The 15,967-nt window shown below is 56.4% G+C and carries 17 protein-coding genes; 6 read left to right on the top strand and 11 right to left on the bottom strand.

What is annotated here, in order from left to right; genetic code table 11:
- Window positions 1–45: 45 nt before the first annotated feature.
- Window positions 46–240 carry a hypothetical protein gene (locus PH7735_RS15735; protein ID WP_058312376.1) on the bottom strand — a complete coding sequence of 65 codons (195 nt, stop codon included), beginning with the start codon at window positions 238–240 and terminating at the stop codon, window positions 46–48.
- Between PH7735_RS15735 and PH7735_RS15730 the strand changes: the two genes are divergently transcribed.
- The 4 genes from PH7735_RS15730 to PH7735_RS15715 all read left to right on the top strand — a co-directional run bounded on the left by PH7735_RS15730 (window position 239) and on the right by PH7735_RS15715 (window position 4,330).
- Window positions 239–427, top strand: coding sequence for a hypothetical protein (locus PH7735_RS15730; protein WP_058312375.1), 189 nt, complete (start codon window positions 239–241; stop codon window positions 425–427). The two genes, PH7735_RS15735 and PH7735_RS15730, sit on opposite strands and share 2 nt — an antisense overlap.
- Window positions 420–2,450 (top strand): acetate--CoA ligase family protein, encoded by a 2,031-nt coding sequence (locus tag PH7735_RS15725; protein WP_058312374.1) that lies wholly within the window; start codon window positions 420–422, stop codon window positions 2,448–2,450. The genes PH7735_RS15730 and PH7735_RS15725 overlap by 8 nt, the downstream gene beginning before the upstream one ends.
- Before the next feature lie 4 nt (window positions 2,451–2,454).
- The gene (locus PH7735_RS15720) at window positions 2,455–3,240 is read left to right on the top strand and encodes a carnitinyl-CoA dehydratase (protein ID WP_058312373.1); all 786 of its coding nucleotides are present in this window, start codon (window positions 2,455–2,457) and stop codon (window positions 3,238–3,240) included.
- Between the two features lie 232 nt (window positions 3,241–3,472).
- The gene (locus PH7735_RS15715) at window positions 3,473–4,330 is read left to right on the top strand and encodes an SDR family oxidoreductase (protein ID WP_058312372.1); all 858 of its coding nucleotides are present in this window, start codon (window positions 3,473–3,475) and stop codon (window positions 4,328–4,330) included.
- 16 nt (window positions 4,331–4,346) lie between these two features.
- Here the strand turns inward: PH7735_RS15715 and dxs are convergent, their stop codons facing one another.
- The 7 genes from dxs to PH7735_RS15680 form a co-directional block, all read right to left on the bottom strand.
- A complete protein-coding gene (gene dxs, locus PH7735_RS15710; RefSeq protein ID WP_058312371.1) occupies window positions 4,347–6,275 on the bottom strand; it encodes a 1-deoxy-D-xylulose-5-phosphate synthase in 1,929 nt (642 codons plus the stop codon).
- Window positions 6,276–6,290: 15 nt separating this feature from the next.
- A complete protein-coding gene (locus PH7735_RS15705) occupies window positions 6,291–7,160 on the bottom strand; it encodes a polyprenyl synthetase family protein (protein ID WP_058312370.1) in 870 nt (289 codons plus the stop codon).
- Between the two features lies 1 nt (window position 7,161).
- Window positions 7,162–7,404 carry an exodeoxyribonuclease VII small subunit gene (locus PH7735_RS15700; protein WP_058312369.1) on the bottom strand — a complete coding sequence of 81 codons (243 nt, stop codon included), beginning with the start codon at window positions 7,402–7,404 and terminating at the stop codon, window positions 7,162–7,164.
- Window positions 7,401–8,336 carry a histone deacetylase family protein gene (locus tag PH7735_RS15695; RefSeq protein WP_058312368.1) on the bottom strand — a complete coding sequence of 312 codons (936 nt, stop codon included), beginning with the start codon at window positions 8,334–8,336 and terminating at the stop codon, window positions 7,401–7,403. The genes PH7735_RS15700 and PH7735_RS15695 overlap by 4 nt, the downstream gene beginning before the upstream one ends.
- A 100-nt stretch (window positions 8,337–8,436) precedes the next feature.
- Entirely contained in the window at window positions 8,437–8,928 is a 492-nt protein-coding gene (locus tag PH7735_RS15690; RefSeq protein ID WP_058312367.1) for a glycosyltransferase family protein, read from the bottom strand.
- 88 nt (window positions 8,929–9,016) lie between these two features.
- Entirely contained in the window at window positions 9,017–9,718 is a 702-nt protein-coding gene (locus PH7735_RS15685) for a response regulator (protein WP_058312366.1), read from the bottom strand.
- Window positions 9,715–10,212, bottom strand: a complete 498-nt coding sequence (locus tag PH7735_RS15680; protein WP_058312365.1) for a MarR family winged helix-turn-helix transcriptional regulator — start codon at window positions 10,210–10,212, stop codon at window positions 9,715–9,717. Before PH7735_RS15680 ends, PH7735_RS15685 begins: the two co-directional genes overlap by 4 nt.
- Before the next feature lie 168 nt (window positions 10,213–10,380).
- On the opposite strand from PH7735_RS15680, the gene PH7735_RS15675 reads away from it, so the two are divergent.
- A complete protein-coding gene (locus tag PH7735_RS15675) occupies window positions 10,381–11,250 on the top strand; it encodes a branched-chain amino acid aminotransferase (RefSeq protein ID WP_058312364.1) in 870 nt (289 codons plus the stop codon).
- A gap of 59 nt (window positions 11,251–11,309) precedes the next feature.
- Here the strand turns inward: PH7735_RS15675 and PH7735_RS15670 are convergent, their stop codons facing one another.
- On the bottom strand, window positions 11,310–12,230 hold the full coding sequence (locus PH7735_RS15670; RefSeq protein WP_058312363.1) for a DMT family transporter: 921 nt from the start codon (window positions 12,228–12,230) through the stop codon (window positions 11,310–11,312).
- A gap of 120 nt (window positions 12,231–12,350) precedes the next feature.
- Here PH7735_RS15670 and PH7735_RS15665 point away from each other — a divergent pair, with 120 nt between their 5' ends.
- Window positions 12,351–13,853, top strand: coding sequence for a malonate--CoA ligase (locus PH7735_RS15665; RefSeq protein ID WP_058312362.1), 1,503 nt, complete (start codon window positions 12,351–12,353; stop codon window positions 13,851–13,853).
- Between the two features lie 4 nt (window positions 13,854–13,857).
- Here the strand turns inward: PH7735_RS15665 and PH7735_RS15660 are convergent, their stop codons facing one another.
- Window positions 13,858–14,799 carry an AEC family transporter gene (locus tag PH7735_RS15660; protein ID WP_058312361.1) on the bottom strand — a complete coding sequence of 314 codons (942 nt, stop codon included), beginning with the start codon at window positions 14,797–14,799 and terminating at the stop codon, window positions 13,858–13,860.
- A 21-nt stretch (window positions 14,800–14,820) separates the two neighbouring features.
- Window positions 14,821–15,924 carry a chorismate synthase gene (aroC, locus tag PH7735_RS15655; protein WP_058312360.1) on the bottom strand — a complete coding sequence of 368 codons (1,104 nt, stop codon included), beginning with the start codon at window positions 15,922–15,924 and terminating at the stop codon, window positions 14,821–14,823.
- Window positions 15,925–15,967 lie beyond the last annotated feature (43 nt).

Genomic DNA, 15,967 nt, shown 5'->3' with positions numbered 1-15,967 from the left:
GCCTGAACCGCCTTTTTCTGGATATGTCTTTATGCGGACAAATGATCACTCGGTTGCGCTGGGCGCAAAACGGGCAAGCCGATCTAGTTGGGGCGCCATGGTACACCAGCGGTCACCGTCGTTCACCCAATGGGCCTCGCGGTCAGAGGCGTGGATGATGACGCGGCCGGGTTCGGTCGTGATGTTTTCAAGGTTCAGAAGGTTCAGAAAAAGTGAAAGCGCAGCAGTCGAGAGGCACATGGAACAATCTCCATCATGGTTGCAGGTCATCCAGAGCTGGCCTCCCGCTCTCTGGCTGACTCTCAAGGTAAGAGAGATCATGCGCCGGACCTACAAGAAAAATGCTGCGATGCAGCAATTGCGGATGGCAATCCCGAAATTTGCCCAAAAAGAAGGCAATCCTACCTGGAGGTTTTTGAATGGTTGAAAAGTTGAATCGCCTGTTGTCGCCAAAATCCATAGCTGTGATCGGCGGCGGAGACTGGTGTCGGCTCGTGATCGAACAATGTCGCAAGATGGGCTTTGCTGGCGCCATCTGGCCGGTACACCCCAAGGCCGAGGAAATGGCAGGCCTTCCGGTATATCGACACATCGAGGATTTGCCATCTGCCCCGGACGCAAGCTTCATTGGTGTGAACCGCTTTATCACGATCGAGGCCGTGCGCCTTTTGTCCGAACGCGGCGCGGGGGGTGCGGTTTGCTTTGCCAGCGGGTTCCTTGAGGCCGAAGCAGAAGATGCCGAAGGTGCGGATCTTCAACAGCAACTGTTGGACGCGGCAGGGGACATGCCCATTCTTGGGCCAAACTGTTATGGGTTCGTGAATTACCTCGACGGCGCGCTTTTGTGGCCAGATCAACATGGCGGGGTCGCAGCAGATTCAGGCGTGGCCATCGTCACTCAAAGTTCCAATATCGCGATCAACATGACCATGCAAAAGCGGGGTGTTCCCGTCGCGTATGTCGTGACAGCGGGCAATCAGGCACAATCCGGTGTGGCGCACATTGGTCAGGCGTTGCTAGAGGACCCACGGGTGACGGCTTTGGGGCTTCATATCGAAGGCTTTGGAGATTTGCGCGCATTCGAAGACCTCGCGGCCAAAGCCCGAGAACTGGGCAAGCCCATTGTCGCGTTAAAGGTCGGAAAGTCCGAACAGGCGCAGGCGGCAACCGTGTCTCATACCGCCTCTTTGGCCGGAGGAGATGCAGGCGCCAGTGCATTGTTATCCCGTTTGGGGATTGCGCGGGTCGACTCGATTCCTGAATTTCTGGAAACGCTCAAACTGTTGCATGTCGTGGGACGGCTTCCCTCGAACCGGATCGCCTCAATCAGCTGTTCCGGCGGCGAAGCCAGCCTTGCGGCCGACACGGCACATGGGCGGGGTATGGTCTTTCCGCCCCTGAACGACCGGCAGAAAACCGACTTGAGGGATGCGCTGGGCCCGATGGTCGCCTTGGCAAACCCATTGGACTATCACACCTATATCTGGCGCGATGCCGAGGCGATGACCAAGGCGTGGGGCGCCATCATGGACCCGGATATCGCGATGACCCTTCTGATCGTTGATACCCCGCGCGAAGATCGGTGTGATGCATCCGATTGGGAATGCACCATACAGGCGGCGATTGGCGCAAAAGAACAAACGGGCACCAATGTCGCGATGGTTGCAACACTGCCCGAACTGTTGCCCGAAGGGGTGGCGGACCGATTGATGGCAGCGGGGGTCGTGCCCTTGATGGGATTAAGCGAAGCGATCGTGGCATGTGAAGCCGCGGCTCTTCCGGTTTCAGGCGATACGCCCCCGATTTGCCTGCCAACAGAGAATGTTTCACCGGAACTCTTACCTGAAGCAGAAGCAAAAAGCCGTTTGTCGTGGCACGGATTGCGCACGCCCCACTTTAAAAGAGCGGCTTCCACGGGGGCCGCGCGCGCCGCAGCGGTGGACATTGGGTTTCCTGTCGTTCTCAAAGGCGAAGGTGTTGCACACAAGACCGAAGCAGGTGCTGTTGTGCTTAACCTAATGAACGGACAAGCCGTCAGCGATACAGCCGCAGCCATGCCAACCGATCATTTCTTGATTGAAGAGATGATAACGGATGCGGTTGCCGAGTTGTTGATTGGAGTGGTCAAAGATCCCGCACACGGGTTTGTCATGACATTGGCCGCAGGCGGAATCCTGACCGAAATCATGCAGGACAGCGCGAGCCTTTTGTTGCCCGCCACGGATGACATGATTGATACCGCGCTAAACAGTTTGCGTGTTTCAAAGCTGCTTGACGGGTATCGAGGTGCGCCCCCGGCGGATCGAAGCGCGATTTTCAAGGCAATCCGCGCTATTGAGGCCTACGTGCTTGCCAATGCCGAGGGCCTTGAAGAAATTGAAATTAACCCACTGCTCTGCACTCCGGATGATGCCGTAGCTGCAGACGCGTTGATGCGACGGAAGGACTAATCCAATGAGCCAAGATATTGTAAAAACGCGGCGCGATGGTGCCATACTCGAAGTGACGCTGGATCGTCCCAAGGCGAACGCGATCGACCTCGCGACCAGCCGCATCATGGGCGAAGTGTTTCGGGACTTTCGTGATGATCCTGAACTGCGGGTCGCGATCCTGACCGGAGGCGGAGAAAAGTTCTTTTGCCCTGGTTGGGATTTGAAGGCCGCAGCAGACGGTGACGAAGTTGACGCCGACTATGGTCCCGGCGGGTTCGGTGGCTTGCAGGAAATGCGGGACATGAACAAACCTGTGATTGCGGCGGTCAATGGTATTGCGTGTGGTGGCGGCCTTGAACTGGCGATTTCCGCTGACATCATTCTCGCGGCAGAGCATGCCACATTTGCGCTTCCTGAAATCCGTTCTGGCACGGTTGCCGATGCGGCCAGTGTGAAGCTGCCAAAACGTATTCCCTATCACATCGCGATGGAGCTTTTGCTGACGGGGCGCTGGTTTGATGTGGAAGAGGCGAACCGCTGGGGGCTGGTAAATGAAATTGTCCCAGCAGATCAGCTGATGGATCGCGCATGGGAACTGGCGCGGTTGTTGGCAAGCGGTCCGCCTTTGGTCTATGCGGCGATCAAGGAAATCGTACGGGACGCGGAAGATTCCAAATTTCAGGATGCCATGAACCGCATCACCAAAAGCCAACTTGCGACTGTAGACGCCTTGTATCGGTCTGAAGATCAGCTTGAAGGCGCACGTGCGTTTGCGGAAAAACGCGATCCTGTTTGGAAGGGTCGCTGACCGCTTGAGAAATTGGGACCTCTTCTGACGATGATGAGAAGTGGTCCCAATAAGTGGCTATCTTTAGAAAAGCAGAGTCCATTCCGCCTGAAATCTAAATATTGGGCAGTTTGTTTGTGGGCGCGGGGCGTTCTCCCTGCGTCTTGGTTTGACGTGGCTCGCCTGATTTTCCGTGGCCAAAGTTGACAGGGTTTGACTTGCAACTTTGCATCGGCGGCGGCAGTGTGCGGCTATGGAAAAGACACTTCTTTCATTGGGGCACGGGTTCTCTGCACAGGGCCTTGCCAAGCGGTTGTTGCCACAGGGCTGGCGTGTAATTGGAACCTCTCGCAAGCCGGAAAAGCTCTCGCTTTTTCAGGAACAAGGGGTTGTCCCACTGGAATGGCCCTGCGACCTTGAACAGGCGCTTCAGGGTGTAACGCATGTGCTCACATCAATCAGCCCCGACGCCGAAGGCGATCCGGTTATGCGACTGGGTCGGCAGGCCCTTTTGGATGCTGCGCCTCATCTTGAATGGGTCGGATACCTGTCGACCACAGGCGTTTATGGTGATCATGACGGTGGCTGGGTTGACGAGACATCGCCGACCGAACCTGCAACCGTGCGGGGCCGGCGCCGTGTCTTGGCCGAACAGGAATGGCTGGATGTGACAGGATTGCCTGTGCATGTGTTTCGATTGGCTGGAATTTATGGTCCGGGCCGTGGACCGTTCGCCAAGCTGCGCAAAGGGATTGCGCAGCGCGTGATTAAGAAAAATCAGGTGTTTAGCCGCACACATGTGGATGACATCGCACAGGTTCTTGAGGCGTCGATCAACAAGCCCAATCCGGGTCGGATTTATAACGTCTGTGACGATGATCCGCAGCCACCTGAAATCGTCATTGAATATGCGGCCGAGTTGCTGGGGATGGAACCGCCTCCGGCCGTTCCCTTTGAAGAGGCCGAGATGAGTCCGATGGCCCGTAGTTTTTATTCGGACAGCAAACGTGTGCGCAATGACCGGATCAAAGACGAGCTTGGGGTCGTCCTGAAGTATCCCGACTTTAAGAATGCCCTGCAAGCGATGCTTGAAGAAGAACGCCAAAGCTGATCCCGCATTAAAGGGATCAGGCGCTTTTGCTACCGATCCGGGATACACCCAGCGTATCAAGAACTTTGGCTTCGATCTGTTCGGCATTCATCGCGGCCACGTCATACATGTCGCTGGGGCTGGCCTGATCGATGAAGATGTCAGGCAACACCATCGACCGGAACTTTAGCCCGTTATCGAATACCGCGTTTTCCGCCAGCATCTGTGCCACATGGCTGCCAAAGCCGCCGATGGCACCTTCTTCGATGGTGATCAGGGCTTCGTGGTTCGCGGCAAGATCAAGGATCATCGCCTCGTCCAGTGGTTTGGCAAACCGGGCATCCGCAATTGTCGGGGTGATCCCTTTGGCGGCCAAGGTTTCGGCCGCTTTGCGGACTTCTTCCAGACGTGTGCCAAAAGACAGCAACGCAACGCGTTTGCCCTCTTGAATCATACGGCCCTTGCCGATTTCCAACGGCGTGCCGCGTTCGGGCAAGTCTACCCCAACGCCTTCACCGCGTGGATACCGGAAAGCAATCGGGCCTTCGTCATGTGTGGCGGCAGTGGCCACCATATGCACCAATTCGGCCTCATCCGCCGCGGCCATCACCACCATGCCAGGAAGGTTGGCGAGATAGGCGATGTCAAAAGACCCTGCATGGGTCGCACCATCGGCCCCGACCAGCCCTGCGCGGTCAATCGCGAAACGCACCGGCAGGCGTTGGATCGCCACATCGTGCACAACCTGATCATAGCCACGTTGCAGGAAGGTCGAATACATGGTGCAGAACGGTTTCATCCCACCGGCAGCCAGCGCCGCACAGAAGGTAACGCCGTGCTGTTCCGCAATCGCGACATCGAAACACCGGCTTGGATAGCGTTCAGCGAACAGGTTCAATCCGGTCCCGTCGGGCATCGCCGCCGTGACGGCACAAATCTTGTCATCCCGTGCGGCCTCTTCGACCAACGTTTTACCAAAAACAGAGGTATAGGAGGGCGCGTTTGACGGGGCTTTGACCTGCTTGCCGGTCAGCACATCAAACTTGGCGGTTGCATGGCCCTTGTCGCGTGCATTTTCCGCAGGGGCATAGCCTTTGCCCTTTTTGGTCAGAATGTGCAGCAACACCGGACCTGTGGCACGCTGGTGCAATGTCCGCAGCACAGGCAGCAGTTGCTCCATGTCGTGGCCATCAATAGGCCCGATATAGGAAAAGCCCAGCTCTTCGAACAAAGTGCCCCCGACGGCCATGCCCTTGAGCATTTCCTTGGCGCGTTTGGCGCCCTCGCGGAAGGGTTCAGGCAACAGAGATACGGCGCCTTTGGCGGCCGATTTCAGTTCCTGAAACGGGTCTCCGGCATACAGGCGGGACAAATACGCAGACATGGCGCCGACTGGCGGGGCAATCGACATTTCGTTGTCATTCAGGACCACAAACAGACGCTTGTTCAGGTGGCCTGCGTTGTTCATCGCCTCATAGGCCATACCGGCCGAGATCGAGCCATCACCGATAACGGCAATCGCATCCCCAAGCCCGCCTTCGCATTGACCACCCAGATCGCGCGCAACGGCAAAGCCAAGGGCTGCGGAAATAGATGTGGAACTGTGCGCCGCGCCAAAGGGGTCATAAACGCTCTCGCTGCGTTTGGTGAAACCGGAAAGCCCACCCTTGGTGCGCAGGGTGCGAATGCGGTCGCGTCGACCCGTCAGAATTTTGTGAGGATAACATTGGTGCCCCACGTCCCAGATGATCTTGTCCCGAGGTGTGTCAAAGATCGCGTGCAACGCAACAGTAAGTTCGACAACGCCCAGTCCGGCACCCAGATGCCCGCCGGTTTCGGAAACGGCAGATACAGTTTCCGAGCGAAGTTCGTGCGCAAGCTGGGTCAGCTCTGCATCAGAAAGCTGTTTCAGGTCCGCAGGTACGGTCACGCGGTCCAGCATTGGCGTTTCGGGTCTGGCTGACATGGGCGTCTTTCTGTCTTAGCTATCGCGCGAGATAACGAAACGCGCGGCTTCCCGCAAGGTTTCGGCGTCGTCTCCGTAGACATATAGCGCGTCACAAGCCTTTTGTACGAGATCCTCGGCGCGGCTCTTTGCCCCTTTGAGGCCTAGAAGCGAAACGAAGGTGGCCTTGCCAGCACTGGCATCTTTGCCGACAGCTTTGCCAACTTTGTCTGCGTCGCCTTCAACATCAAGAATGTCGTCTGCAATCTGAAAGGCCAATCCCAAGGCGGCGGCATATTGCATGAGCGGTGCGGTATCCTGTTGTGCCATCAAAGGGCCGGCCGTGGCCGACCACGCAATCAATGCGCCAGTTTTGCCGGCCTGTAAGCGGGTGATTTCATCCAGCGACAGCGGAGTTTCCGCCGTTTCGGCCGCGATATCCAAGGCCTGCCCCAAGACCATACCCTGCGCACCCGCAGCGCGGGCCAGCGTCACGGTCAGTTCCGCGCGGACAAGTGGATCGGTGTGGCATTCGGCACGGCTCACGCATTCAAAGCCAAACGTTTGCAGGGCGTCACCCGCAAGAACCGCTGTGCAATCGTCCCATTTTTTGTGGACGGTCGGCAATCCACGGCGCAGATCGTCATCATCCATGCAGGGCAGGTCGTCATGCACAAGAGAATAGGCGTGGATCGCTTCGATTGCTGCGGCGGCCCAAATCGCATGCTGGGGGTCAACACCGTGCAACCTTGCGCTTTCCATCACCAGAAAGGCACGCAGCCGTTTGCCACCAGCACTGGCATAGCGCATGGCCTCGATCACAGGTAAATGGCCCAAAGGCATCATCGTTGCGTCAAGGTGCGCTTGCACCTGTGCAGCGGTTTCTTTCAGTCGGGTCTGGAACAATTTACAGCCCTTCGACCGGCTTCAATCCTGATGGATTGCCGTCACCGTCAAGGGTGATAGCCGCAACTTTTTCTTCGGCTTCTTTCAGTTTGGTTTCACACCGCTTTTTCAATTCGGCGCCACGTTCATAAAGCTTGATGGATTCCTCAAGGGCTACATCGCCACGCTCGAGTTTTCCGACCACCTGTTCCAATTCGGCCATCGCCTGTTCAAAGCTAAGCTCGCTTACTGGTGTGTCACTCATGCGCCTCTCTCCATCAATACGCTGACATGTGCGGCAACCGAGGCCGCCAATGCCGTCAGATCATATCCGCCCTCAAGAGTCGAGACAACGCGCCCATCGCAATGTTCGTCAGCCAAATCGCAAATCTTTTGGGTGAGCCAGATGAAATCTTCGGTGCTCCAGTTCAACTGGGCCAGAGGGTCCGCCATATGGGCGTCAAAACCGGCCGAAACGATGATCAACTGCGGTTTAAACCGCTCGATCGCGGGCCAGACTTCTGCGTCGTAGGTCGCGCGCATCAGGCGTCCATCGCTGTGCGGGGGAAGGGGCAGGTTGTAGATGTTGTTGTGCCCGCCTGTTTCTTCGGCCATGCCCGTGCCGGGCCAAAGTGGATTTTGATGGGACGAAAAGAAAAGCGCCCGTGGTTCGTTCCACAAAAGAGCTTGGGTGCCGTTCCCGTGGTGGACATCAAAATCGACAATAGCGACGCGGTCTAATCCATGCCGCTCCATTGCATGGCGGGCGGCGATGGCGGCTGTACCGAACAGACAAAACCCCATCGGCGTAGACTGTTCGGCGTGGTGTCCGGGGGGACGGCAGGCAACAAATGCATTCATTGCTTTGCCCGCGAGAACGGTATCCACAGCGGCAAGGCATCCCCCGACCGCCCGTTGCGCAGCGCGAGTTGAGCCGGGCGACATATGGGTGTCCCCATCCAGCGCACGTGTGCCTGTTGTCGGCTCTGCCGCAATGATCGCGTCCAGATGACTTTGTGGATGGCACAACAGGATGTCGTCATCCGTGCAAAGAGGCGCATCTTGGCGGTCCAGTGTGTCGAACGCCGCAACAGACAGGGCTTCGGTGATATACTCAAGCCGTGCAACTTGTTCAGGGTGGCCCGACGGTGTCTGATGTTGCAAACAATCAGGATGCGAAAACAAGGCTGTGGTCATAGGTATCCCGTTTCTGTGCTGTGCTTCGAAGCAGCCAATAGTGTGCTGTCGCAAAAGCCTAGTCAGCGAAGGGAGCAGTGGCCAGAGGATTCAGTGCGGATCAGCCCAATTCGTCCTGACATTCCATCGCTGCTTCGAGACCAACCATTGTGCCCCCAAGGTCGATTGCCGTGACCAGCCCGTTTTCATTGTAGATGCGCATTGTGTATTTGGCAGCGATGTCAAAAAGGAAGTCCGGGTTGTCAAAATAGATATCGGCACCGGGCACCCCATTGAGGTAAATGCCTGTGGCTACGGCCTCGTATTCTTCACCGTCAAGATCAAACAGGATACCGTAATCGGCGCCTTCTTCGATCTCGCCCCACTCTTCGTTAAAGGCGGTCAGATAGCCCATGCCTTCGTTGCGATCAAAGCCGATGCGGATCACAGAGCCGTCCTGATATTCCGCTTGGATCAGACAACCGTTCCCAAGCGAAGGATCGATCATAATGTCCCATCCGCCCGCCGTGCCCCAAGGTTCGAGCTGTTGTGCGAAGGCGGTCGTGGACAAGGCGGCGGCGACTGCCAAAGAAGCTATGGATGTTTTAAACATATCGGTTCCCCTTGCTTTGAATCATCAAAGGTCCCACCCGGGTATGGCCAAGGTGTCATCGCAAAAAAGGGGTACTGGCAAACAGGACCTAATCAGGGGCCAGCATATATCCTGCACCGCGCACTGTCTGTAAGTATCTCGGTTGCTTGGGGTCTTCTTCAATTTTGCGGCGCAAACGGGTGATTTGAACGTCGACGGCGCGTTCCTGTGCCTGCCCTCTGTCACGCCCCAGATCTTCGACCAGTTTGGTCCGGCTGACGGCTTCTCCGGGTGTGCCTGCAAAGATCTTCATCAACTGGCTTTCGGTGGCGGTCAAACGCACGATCTCGTCACCCTGCCACATCTCACCTCGGTCAATGTCATAACGGATCGGGCCAAGATGCAGCACTTTGGGAGCCGTGTCAGCTTCGCTGACTTCGGGCATCCGCCGCAAAATGGCGTTGATACGCAACAGCAATTCCTTGGGCTCGAAAGGTTTTGGCAAATAGTCATCCGCACCCGCCTCAAGCCCTTTGATGCGATCTTCGGTTTCGCCTTTGGCTGTCAGAAGCAGAATAGGTGTCATCGATGTTTCGCGAATGGCGCGCGTGAGGGACATGCCGTCTTCGCCGGGCATCATCACGTCCATTACGATCAGATCAAAATCCAGCCCCGACAAAATGCGGCGAGCGTGCGCCGCGTCTCGGGCCGCACTGACCAGAAACCCGTTGCGCATAAGGAACTTTTTCAACAGATCACGAATGCGCTCGTCGTCATCAACGATCAGAAGGTGCGGATCGACTTCGATCATGATCCGTTCTCCCGCAGGCTTGCATAGCGGCGTTTCATTTCGCCATCCATCATCGCCTCAAGAACTTTGCGGAAGCCGGAAACCGCTTCTGGTCCTGCGTCGCGATAGGCCGATCGCATGCGGACCCTCTGTGCATCAGACAGGCGATTTTCCAGCGCTTCACCCGCTTCGGTGAGGAAAAGGTTACGTTCCCGGCGGTCTGATGGACCAACACGGCTTTCAACAAGCCCATCCTCGATCAGGGTGCGCAGAACACGATTGAGCGATTGTTTGGTCACGCCAAGGATTTCAAGAAGATTTGTCACCGTTGTGCCCGGCGCGCGTTTGATAAAGTGAATCGCGCGGTGATGCGCGCGCCCATAAGCCATTGTCGCAAGGATTCGGTCAGGGTCGGCTGTGAAACCGCGATAGGCGAAATACATCGCCTCGATTCCCTGTCTAAGTTGCTCGTCGGTGAGATAAAGAAGGCTTTCGCCACTATGAGACTCTGGCATGGGTTGAACCAATCACTTTTTAGCCTGTTTTGACGTCACAATAAGTCAGCTTTGTTGACACTCCAAGGACGAACTGATAGCGAATCTCAGATTTTGCGCAACAATGTGACCGGAACGGCCATTTCGAGCGCAATAAATGGAAATTTATCTGATTCTGGAGGGAAGACCATGGCAGGGTCTTATGATGATCGCGACGGCAAAATCTGGATGGACGGCACCCTCGTCGATTGGCGTGATGCCAATGTGCACATCCTGACACACGCGATGCACTATGCAAGTTCGGTCTTTGAAGGCGAGCGGGCCTATAACGGTAAGATCTTCAAAAGCCGGGAACATTCCGAACGCCTTTTGGTGTCTGGCAAACTGATCGATATGGATATTCCATGGACTGTGGATCAGATCGAAGCCGCCAAAGAAGAAACGCTCAAGGCCAATGGTTTGACTGACGCGTATGTGCGCGCCGTCGCCTGGCGTGGTGCGGGCGAAGATATGGGTGTGGCCTCGGCCAAGAACCCTGTGCGCCTTGCGGTCGCGGTTTGGGAATGGGGCGCCTATTACGGTGACGCCAAGATGAAGGGCGCCAAGCTTGATATCGCCCAGTGGAAACGCCCCAGCCCCGAGACGATTCCAACAGCTGCCAAGGCTGCGGGTCTTTACATGATCTGTACGATTTCCAAACACGCCGCCGAGGCCAAAGGCTGTTCTGATGCGTTGTTTATGGACTATCGTGGGTATGTGGCCGAAGCGACCGGCGCCAACGTATTCTTTGTCAAAGATGGCGAAGTACATACGCCGATCCCGGATGCGATCCTGAACGGCATCACCCGCCAGACCATCATCGCGATGCTGAAAGAAAAGGGTGTTGTGGTTCACGAGCGCCACATCATGCCTGAAGAAATGGCCGATTTCGAGCAATGCTTCCTGACGGGTACCGCTGCCGAGGTGACACCGGTTGGCCAGATTGGCGACTATACCTTTGAGGTTGGCGCGCTGACCCGTGACGTCTCGGAAAGCTACGAACGTCTGGTCCGAGCCTAAAAAAATCGGTATCAGGGGCGCCTTGATCTTATTGCGCCCCTGTTGCCCCTTTCAGGGTGTTACCCTTGGGGTGTCAGGTTCTTTCGCGCCCCGCGCTTTAGTCCCAGTTGGCGTTCACGCCAGATAATCATAACACCCGCAAAGATGACGATTGCTGCCCCGACCAGCATATATCCGGTTGGCACCTCGTCGAACCAGACATACCCGATCAGCAAAGCAAACAGCATCGCCGCATAGTCAAACGGCGCGACGACGGATGCTGGCGCATAGCGATAGCACGACGTCAGCAATATCTGCGCAAGACCTCCGATCAATCCCGCACCTATCAATAGCATCCATTCCTGCGCTGTCGGCATGACCCACCCAAACGGGATCGTGAATAAAGACAAACCGGTGGCGGTCAGAGAAAAATAGAAAACGATGGCCGAGGTTTGATCCGTTTGAACCAGTTTTCGAATATGCACCTGCGCCAGCGCCCGAAACACCGCAGACCCCAGAACAAACATCACACCCAATGTTGCGGCGGTATAGGGATCTGTTTCCCCAAAGATGGTCAGGCGCGGCCAGAGAACAATCAAGACACCGATCAAACCGATGCCAACGGCCGACAACCGGAACAACCGCACCGTTTCCCCAAGAAACATCGCGGCAAAGATCACGGTCAACAGCGGGGCGGTAAATCCGATCGCGGTGACCTCTGGCAAAGGCAGAAGCCCAAGCGCGGCAAAGTTGAGCGCCATGGCCGTTGTGCCGATGAAGCCGCGCCAGAAATGTCCAAGACCGTTGTTGACTTTGAGGCCCGTCGCCAAATCACCGCGCTGGGCCAGCCAGACCAGAATGACGATCAATGCAAAGAATGATCTGAAAAACACCGCTTGTCCCGGAGGGACATGGTCGGCAGTGGCTTTGATGAAAGACGCCATAACCGAGAACAAGGCAATGGCGCAGACTTTGAGTAGGATGCCGCGAACCGGGTTCATCGGGGCCGTCTTTCATGTTGGGATAGAAGATTGTTAACACAACAATGGGCCGTGGCAAGCCGCCCTCTTGATCTTTGCGCAACATGCGGGGATGCATAGAGCAAAGTTGGAGAGCCAGTCATGTATGAACAGAATTACCTGATTTCCCGCCTTCATGCGGCTTCGGTAGGACAAGAAACACGCAACTTTGCGCGAATTCCACAAAGGGCCAGCATGACGTTTGGCGAACTCTTTGCTGGCGCGGAACGTATGGCAGGGGCTCTTGTCGGCTGTGGTGTCCAGCCGGGTGATCGCGTTGCCGTTCAAGTCGACAAAACGATCGAGGCGATCCAGCTCTATCTTGGAACCGTTATGGCCGGTGGTGTGTTTCTGCCCTTGAACACGGCCTATACCACACCGGAAGTGGCCTATTTCCTTGGGGATGCAACACCGCGTGTTGTGGTATGTGATCCAGCAAAAGCCGATGCCATTGCCGAAGTCGCGGGCGATGCGCGCATTTTGACATTGGATGCTAAGGGCAGAGGCAGTCTGGAAGAGGCTATTGTCGGGCGTGGCGGTTTCACACCGGTCAGCCGTGAGGCGGACGATCTCGCGGCTATTCTTTATACTTCGGGCACCACGGGACGCTCCAAAGGGGCTATGCTGAGCCATAAAAACCTTGCCAGCAATTCGGAAACCTTGCGTGACTACTGGCAGTTCACAAAATCCGATGTTCTCATACATGCCTTGCCGATCTTTCACACGCACGGTTTGTTCGTGGCAACAAACGTCGCATTGCTGGCCGGGGCCTCGACCGAGTTTTTGTCCAAGTTTGACGCGGACCAGATTCTCGAAGCGATGCCGCGCGCCACTGCGTTGATGGGCGTTCCAACATTCTATACGCGCCTTCTTGATGATCCGCGCCTTGACCGCGCGCGGGCCGCGAACATGCGGTTGTTCATTTCCGGTTCTGCGCCGCTGTTGGTCGACACCCATGAAAAATGGGAAGAGCGGACAGGGCATCGGATTCTTGAACGCTATGGCATGACCGAAACCAATATGAGCACCTCAAATCCGTACGAAGGCGAGCGCCGCGCAGGGACGGTCGGGTTTCCGTTGCCGGGTGTCGAAGCACGGATCAGGAACGATGGGCAAGAGGTTCCGACCGGTGACATTGGTGTGCTCGAGGTGCGGGGCGACAATGTTTTTCAGGGGTATTGGCAAATGCCGGAAAAGACCGCAGAAGAACTTTTGCCGGACGGCTGGTTTATCACGGGTGATTTGTCCAAATTCGATGAAGACGGGTACGTCACCATCGTGGGGCGCGCAAAAGACCTCGTTATTACGGGCGGGTTCAATGTGTACCCCAAAGAGATTGAATCGCTGATTGATGACATGGAAGGCGTGTTGGAAAGTGCTGTGATCGGCGTGCCACATCCGGATTTTGGCGAAGCCGTTGTTGCGGTTGTCGTGGCTGATGGCGCAGAGCTGAGCGAAAAAGGCATACTGGCAGGACTGGCCGGACAGTTGGCTAAATTCAAACAGCCCAAGACCGTGATTGTGTTGCCAGAATTGCCGCGCAACACGATGGGCAAAGTCCAGAAAAAGGCCCTGCGTGAAGACTATGCGGCGTTGTTTGCCTAGACCGTTAGGTTAGCCACAAAAGCAATAGCGACAGGGTGACAAACGCGGCACTCGTCGCGATGAGCATGGCAAGTGACGCGAGACCTTCCAAACCACGCTCTTGTGCAAGAACGGCATAAATGCCGAACATTGGCATGGCCGCCGACAGAATGGCCGCCACTGCCAGATCAGGCGATAAGGTCATCCCCAGCACAGGCAGAGCAACAACAACCAGCGCGACAAGCGCCGGATGCACAACCAGTTTGCCAACCGCAATTTGTGTCGCGAGGGCGCGGTTGCCTTTGGCAGGCAGTCCAAAAAGCGATCCCCCGATCACAATCAAAGACAGCGCAGCAGCAGAAGCCGCGAGCATTTCAAACAGCCGCATCGCAGGAGACGGCAGTGAAACCCCCGAAACCGAGACGACGATCCCAAGCGCAAGCCCGATAACCATAGGGCGTTTGGCGACCCCCCAGAGGATGTTTGCAATCCGTTTGAGGATTGAACCGTGATCACCGTCTTTGCTCATATCCATCAAGATCAGGCAGATCGGAATGAGAACGACGTTTTCAACAAGAAAGTTCAGGGCAAGGACGATTCCGGCCAGATCCGGAAAGACCAGCAACATCACGGGATAGCCAATAAAGCCCGAGTTTGGACAAGAACTGCCCAAAGTGGCAACGGCCCGCCGTGCGGGATCGCTGGCCGCAAATGTGAACCAGCAAAAGGCCACAGCGATAGCCGCCAGCCCGCCCAGCAGGAAAACTGTCAGATATCCGAGATGAAAGATTTCTGCCAAATCACGCGAAGCCACGGCTTTGAACAACAAGGCGGGCAAAGCAATGTTGAGCACATATTTGCCAAGCGTGCGCATGTCGGCGGCGCTGAACCAGCCGCGCGCGACGATTGCGTATCCAATCAGGATCGCCGCATAGATCGGAAACGTGATCGCAAGGATATCAAGCATGGGTCATCCTTGCCCTGTGTTTTAGCCGATTTTACCGCGATTTTCGCCGACTTGCCCGCGATGAAGCAGCATGTGGTCAAGAACGACACAGGCCATCATGGCCTCAGCGACGGGTACGGCGCGAATGCCAACACACGGATCATGGCGTCCCTTTGTGATGACCTCGATCGGCGTGCCGTCTTTGCGGATGGATTTGCGCGGAGACAGGATGGACGAGGTTGGTTTGACCGCAAACCTGATCACCACGTCCTGGCCGGTTGATATGCCGCCCAGAATACCGCCGGAATGGTTCGATCCGTACTCGGGGCCGTCGTCGCCCATAAAGATTTCGTCGGCATTGTCCGTGCCGGTCAGGCGGGCAGAGTTCATACCTTCACCGATCTCGACGCCCTTGACGGCGTTGATCGACATCATGGCCGCAGCAAGATCAGTGTCGAGTTTGCCATAAACCGGCGCGCCCAGACCTGCGGGCAGGTTACGTGCAACCACTTCGACGATCGCACCGACCGAGTTGTGCTCTTTTCGCAGCTTTTGCAGATAGTCTTCCCATTCCTGAGCGACATCCGCTGATTGCGGAATCCAGAACGGGTTCTGGTCAATCTCGTCCCAATCAAACCGCGTGCGATCGATATCCAATGCGCCCATCGCGGTCATGTAGCCCCGGATTTCAACATTCGGGGCCAGTGCCTTGATCGCTTCGCGCGCGACACCTCCGGCGGCGACGCGGGCGGCTGTTTCGCGGGCAGAGGAACGGCCGCCACCACGATAATCACGGATGCCGTATTTCTGCCAATAGGTGATGTCGGCGTGGCCGGGACGGAATGTTTCCGAAATGTCCCCATAATCGCGGCTGCGCTGATCGGTGTTTTCGATCATCAGCTGGATTGGTGTGCCGGTTGATTGGCCTTCGAACACACCAGACAGGATTTTGACTGCGTCGGGTTCATTCCGCTGGGTGGTGTTTTTGTTTTGACCGGGACGACGTTTGTCCAGCCAATGTTGCAGCATGTCTTCGGTCACAGGTACCCCCGGAGGGCACCCGTCAACGGTTGCCCCTAAAGCGGGGCCGTGGCTTTCACCCCAAGTGGTGACGCGAAAGAGATGGCCAAAGCTGTTCATCGACATGGGGAGGGGCTCCTTTGTGCTTAGGGCCGAATAACGGTCTCGG

Origin of the sequence: Shimia thalassica (assembly GCF_001458215.1) — a bacterium.
Taxonomy (GTDB): domain Bacteria; phylum Pseudomonadota; class Alphaproteobacteria; order Rhodobacterales; family Rhodobacteraceae; genus Shimia; species Shimia thalassica.
Note: the sequence above shows the minus strand (reverse complement) of the source record. Positions and strands in the feature narration are given on the sequence as shown.

Excerpts from the sequence above, each read along its gene's own strand:
- PH7735_RS15730 (WP_058312375.1), top strand. The coding sequence starts at position 239 with ATGGAACAATCTCCATCATGGTTGCAGGTCATCCAGAGCTGGCCTCCC.
- PH7735_RS15735 (WP_058312376.1), bottom strand. The coding sequence starts at position 240 with ATGTGCCTCTCGACTGCTGCGCTTTCACTTTTTCTGAACCTTCTGAAC.
- PH7735_RS15725 (WP_058312374.1), top strand. The coding sequence starts at position 420 with ATGGTTGAAAAGTTGAATCGCCTGTTGTCGCCAAAATCCATAGCTGTG.
- PH7735_RS15720 (WP_058312373.1), top strand. The coding sequence starts at position 2,455 with ATGAGCCAAGATATTGTAAAAACGCGGCGCGATGGTGCCATACTCGAA.
- PH7735_RS15715 (WP_058312372.1), top strand. The coding sequence starts at position 3,473 with ATGGAAAAGACACTTCTTTCATTGGGGCACGGGTTCTCTGCACAGGGC.
- dxs (WP_058312371.1), bottom strand. The coding sequence starts at position 6,275 with ATGTCAGCCAGACCCGAAACGCCAATGCTGGACCGCGTGACCGTACCT.
- PH7735_RS15700 (WP_058312369.1), bottom strand. The coding sequence starts at position 7,404 with ATGAGTGACACACCAGTAAGCGAGCTTAGCTTTGAACAGGCGATGGCC.
- PH7735_RS15695 (WP_058312368.1), bottom strand. The coding sequence starts at position 8,336 with ATGACCACAGCCTTGTTTTCGCATCCTGATTGTTTGCAACATCAGACA.
- PH7735_RS15690 (WP_058312367.1), bottom strand. The coding sequence starts at position 8,928 with ATGTTTAAAACATCCATAGCTTCTTTGGCAGTCGCCGCCGCCTTGTCC.
- PH7735_RS15685 (WP_058312366.1), bottom strand. The coding sequence starts at position 9,718 with ATGATCGAAGTCGATCCGCACCTTCTGATCGTTGATGACGACGAGCGC.
- PH7735_RS15680 (WP_058312365.1), bottom strand. The coding sequence starts at position 10,212 with ATGCCAGAGTCTCATAGTGGCGAAAGCCTTCTTTATCTCACCGACGAG.
- PH7735_RS15675 (WP_058312364.1), top strand. The coding sequence starts at position 10,381 with ATGGCAGGGTCTTATGATGATCGCGACGGCAAAATCTGGATGGACGGC.
- PH7735_RS15670 (WP_058312363.1), bottom strand. The coding sequence starts at position 12,230 with ATGAACCCGGTTCGCGGCATCCTACTCAAAGTCTGCGCCATTGCCTTG.
- PH7735_RS15665 (WP_058312362.1), top strand. The coding sequence starts at position 12,351 with ATGTATGAACAGAATTACCTGATTTCCCGCCTTCATGCGGCTTCGGTA.
- PH7735_RS15660 (WP_058312361.1), bottom strand. The coding sequence starts at position 14,799 with ATGCTTGATATCCTTGCGATCACGTTTCCGATCTATGCGGCGATCCTG.
- aroC (WP_058312360.1), bottom strand. The coding sequence starts at position 15,924 with ATGTCGATGAACAGCTTTGGCCATCTCTTTCGCGTCACCACTTGGGGT.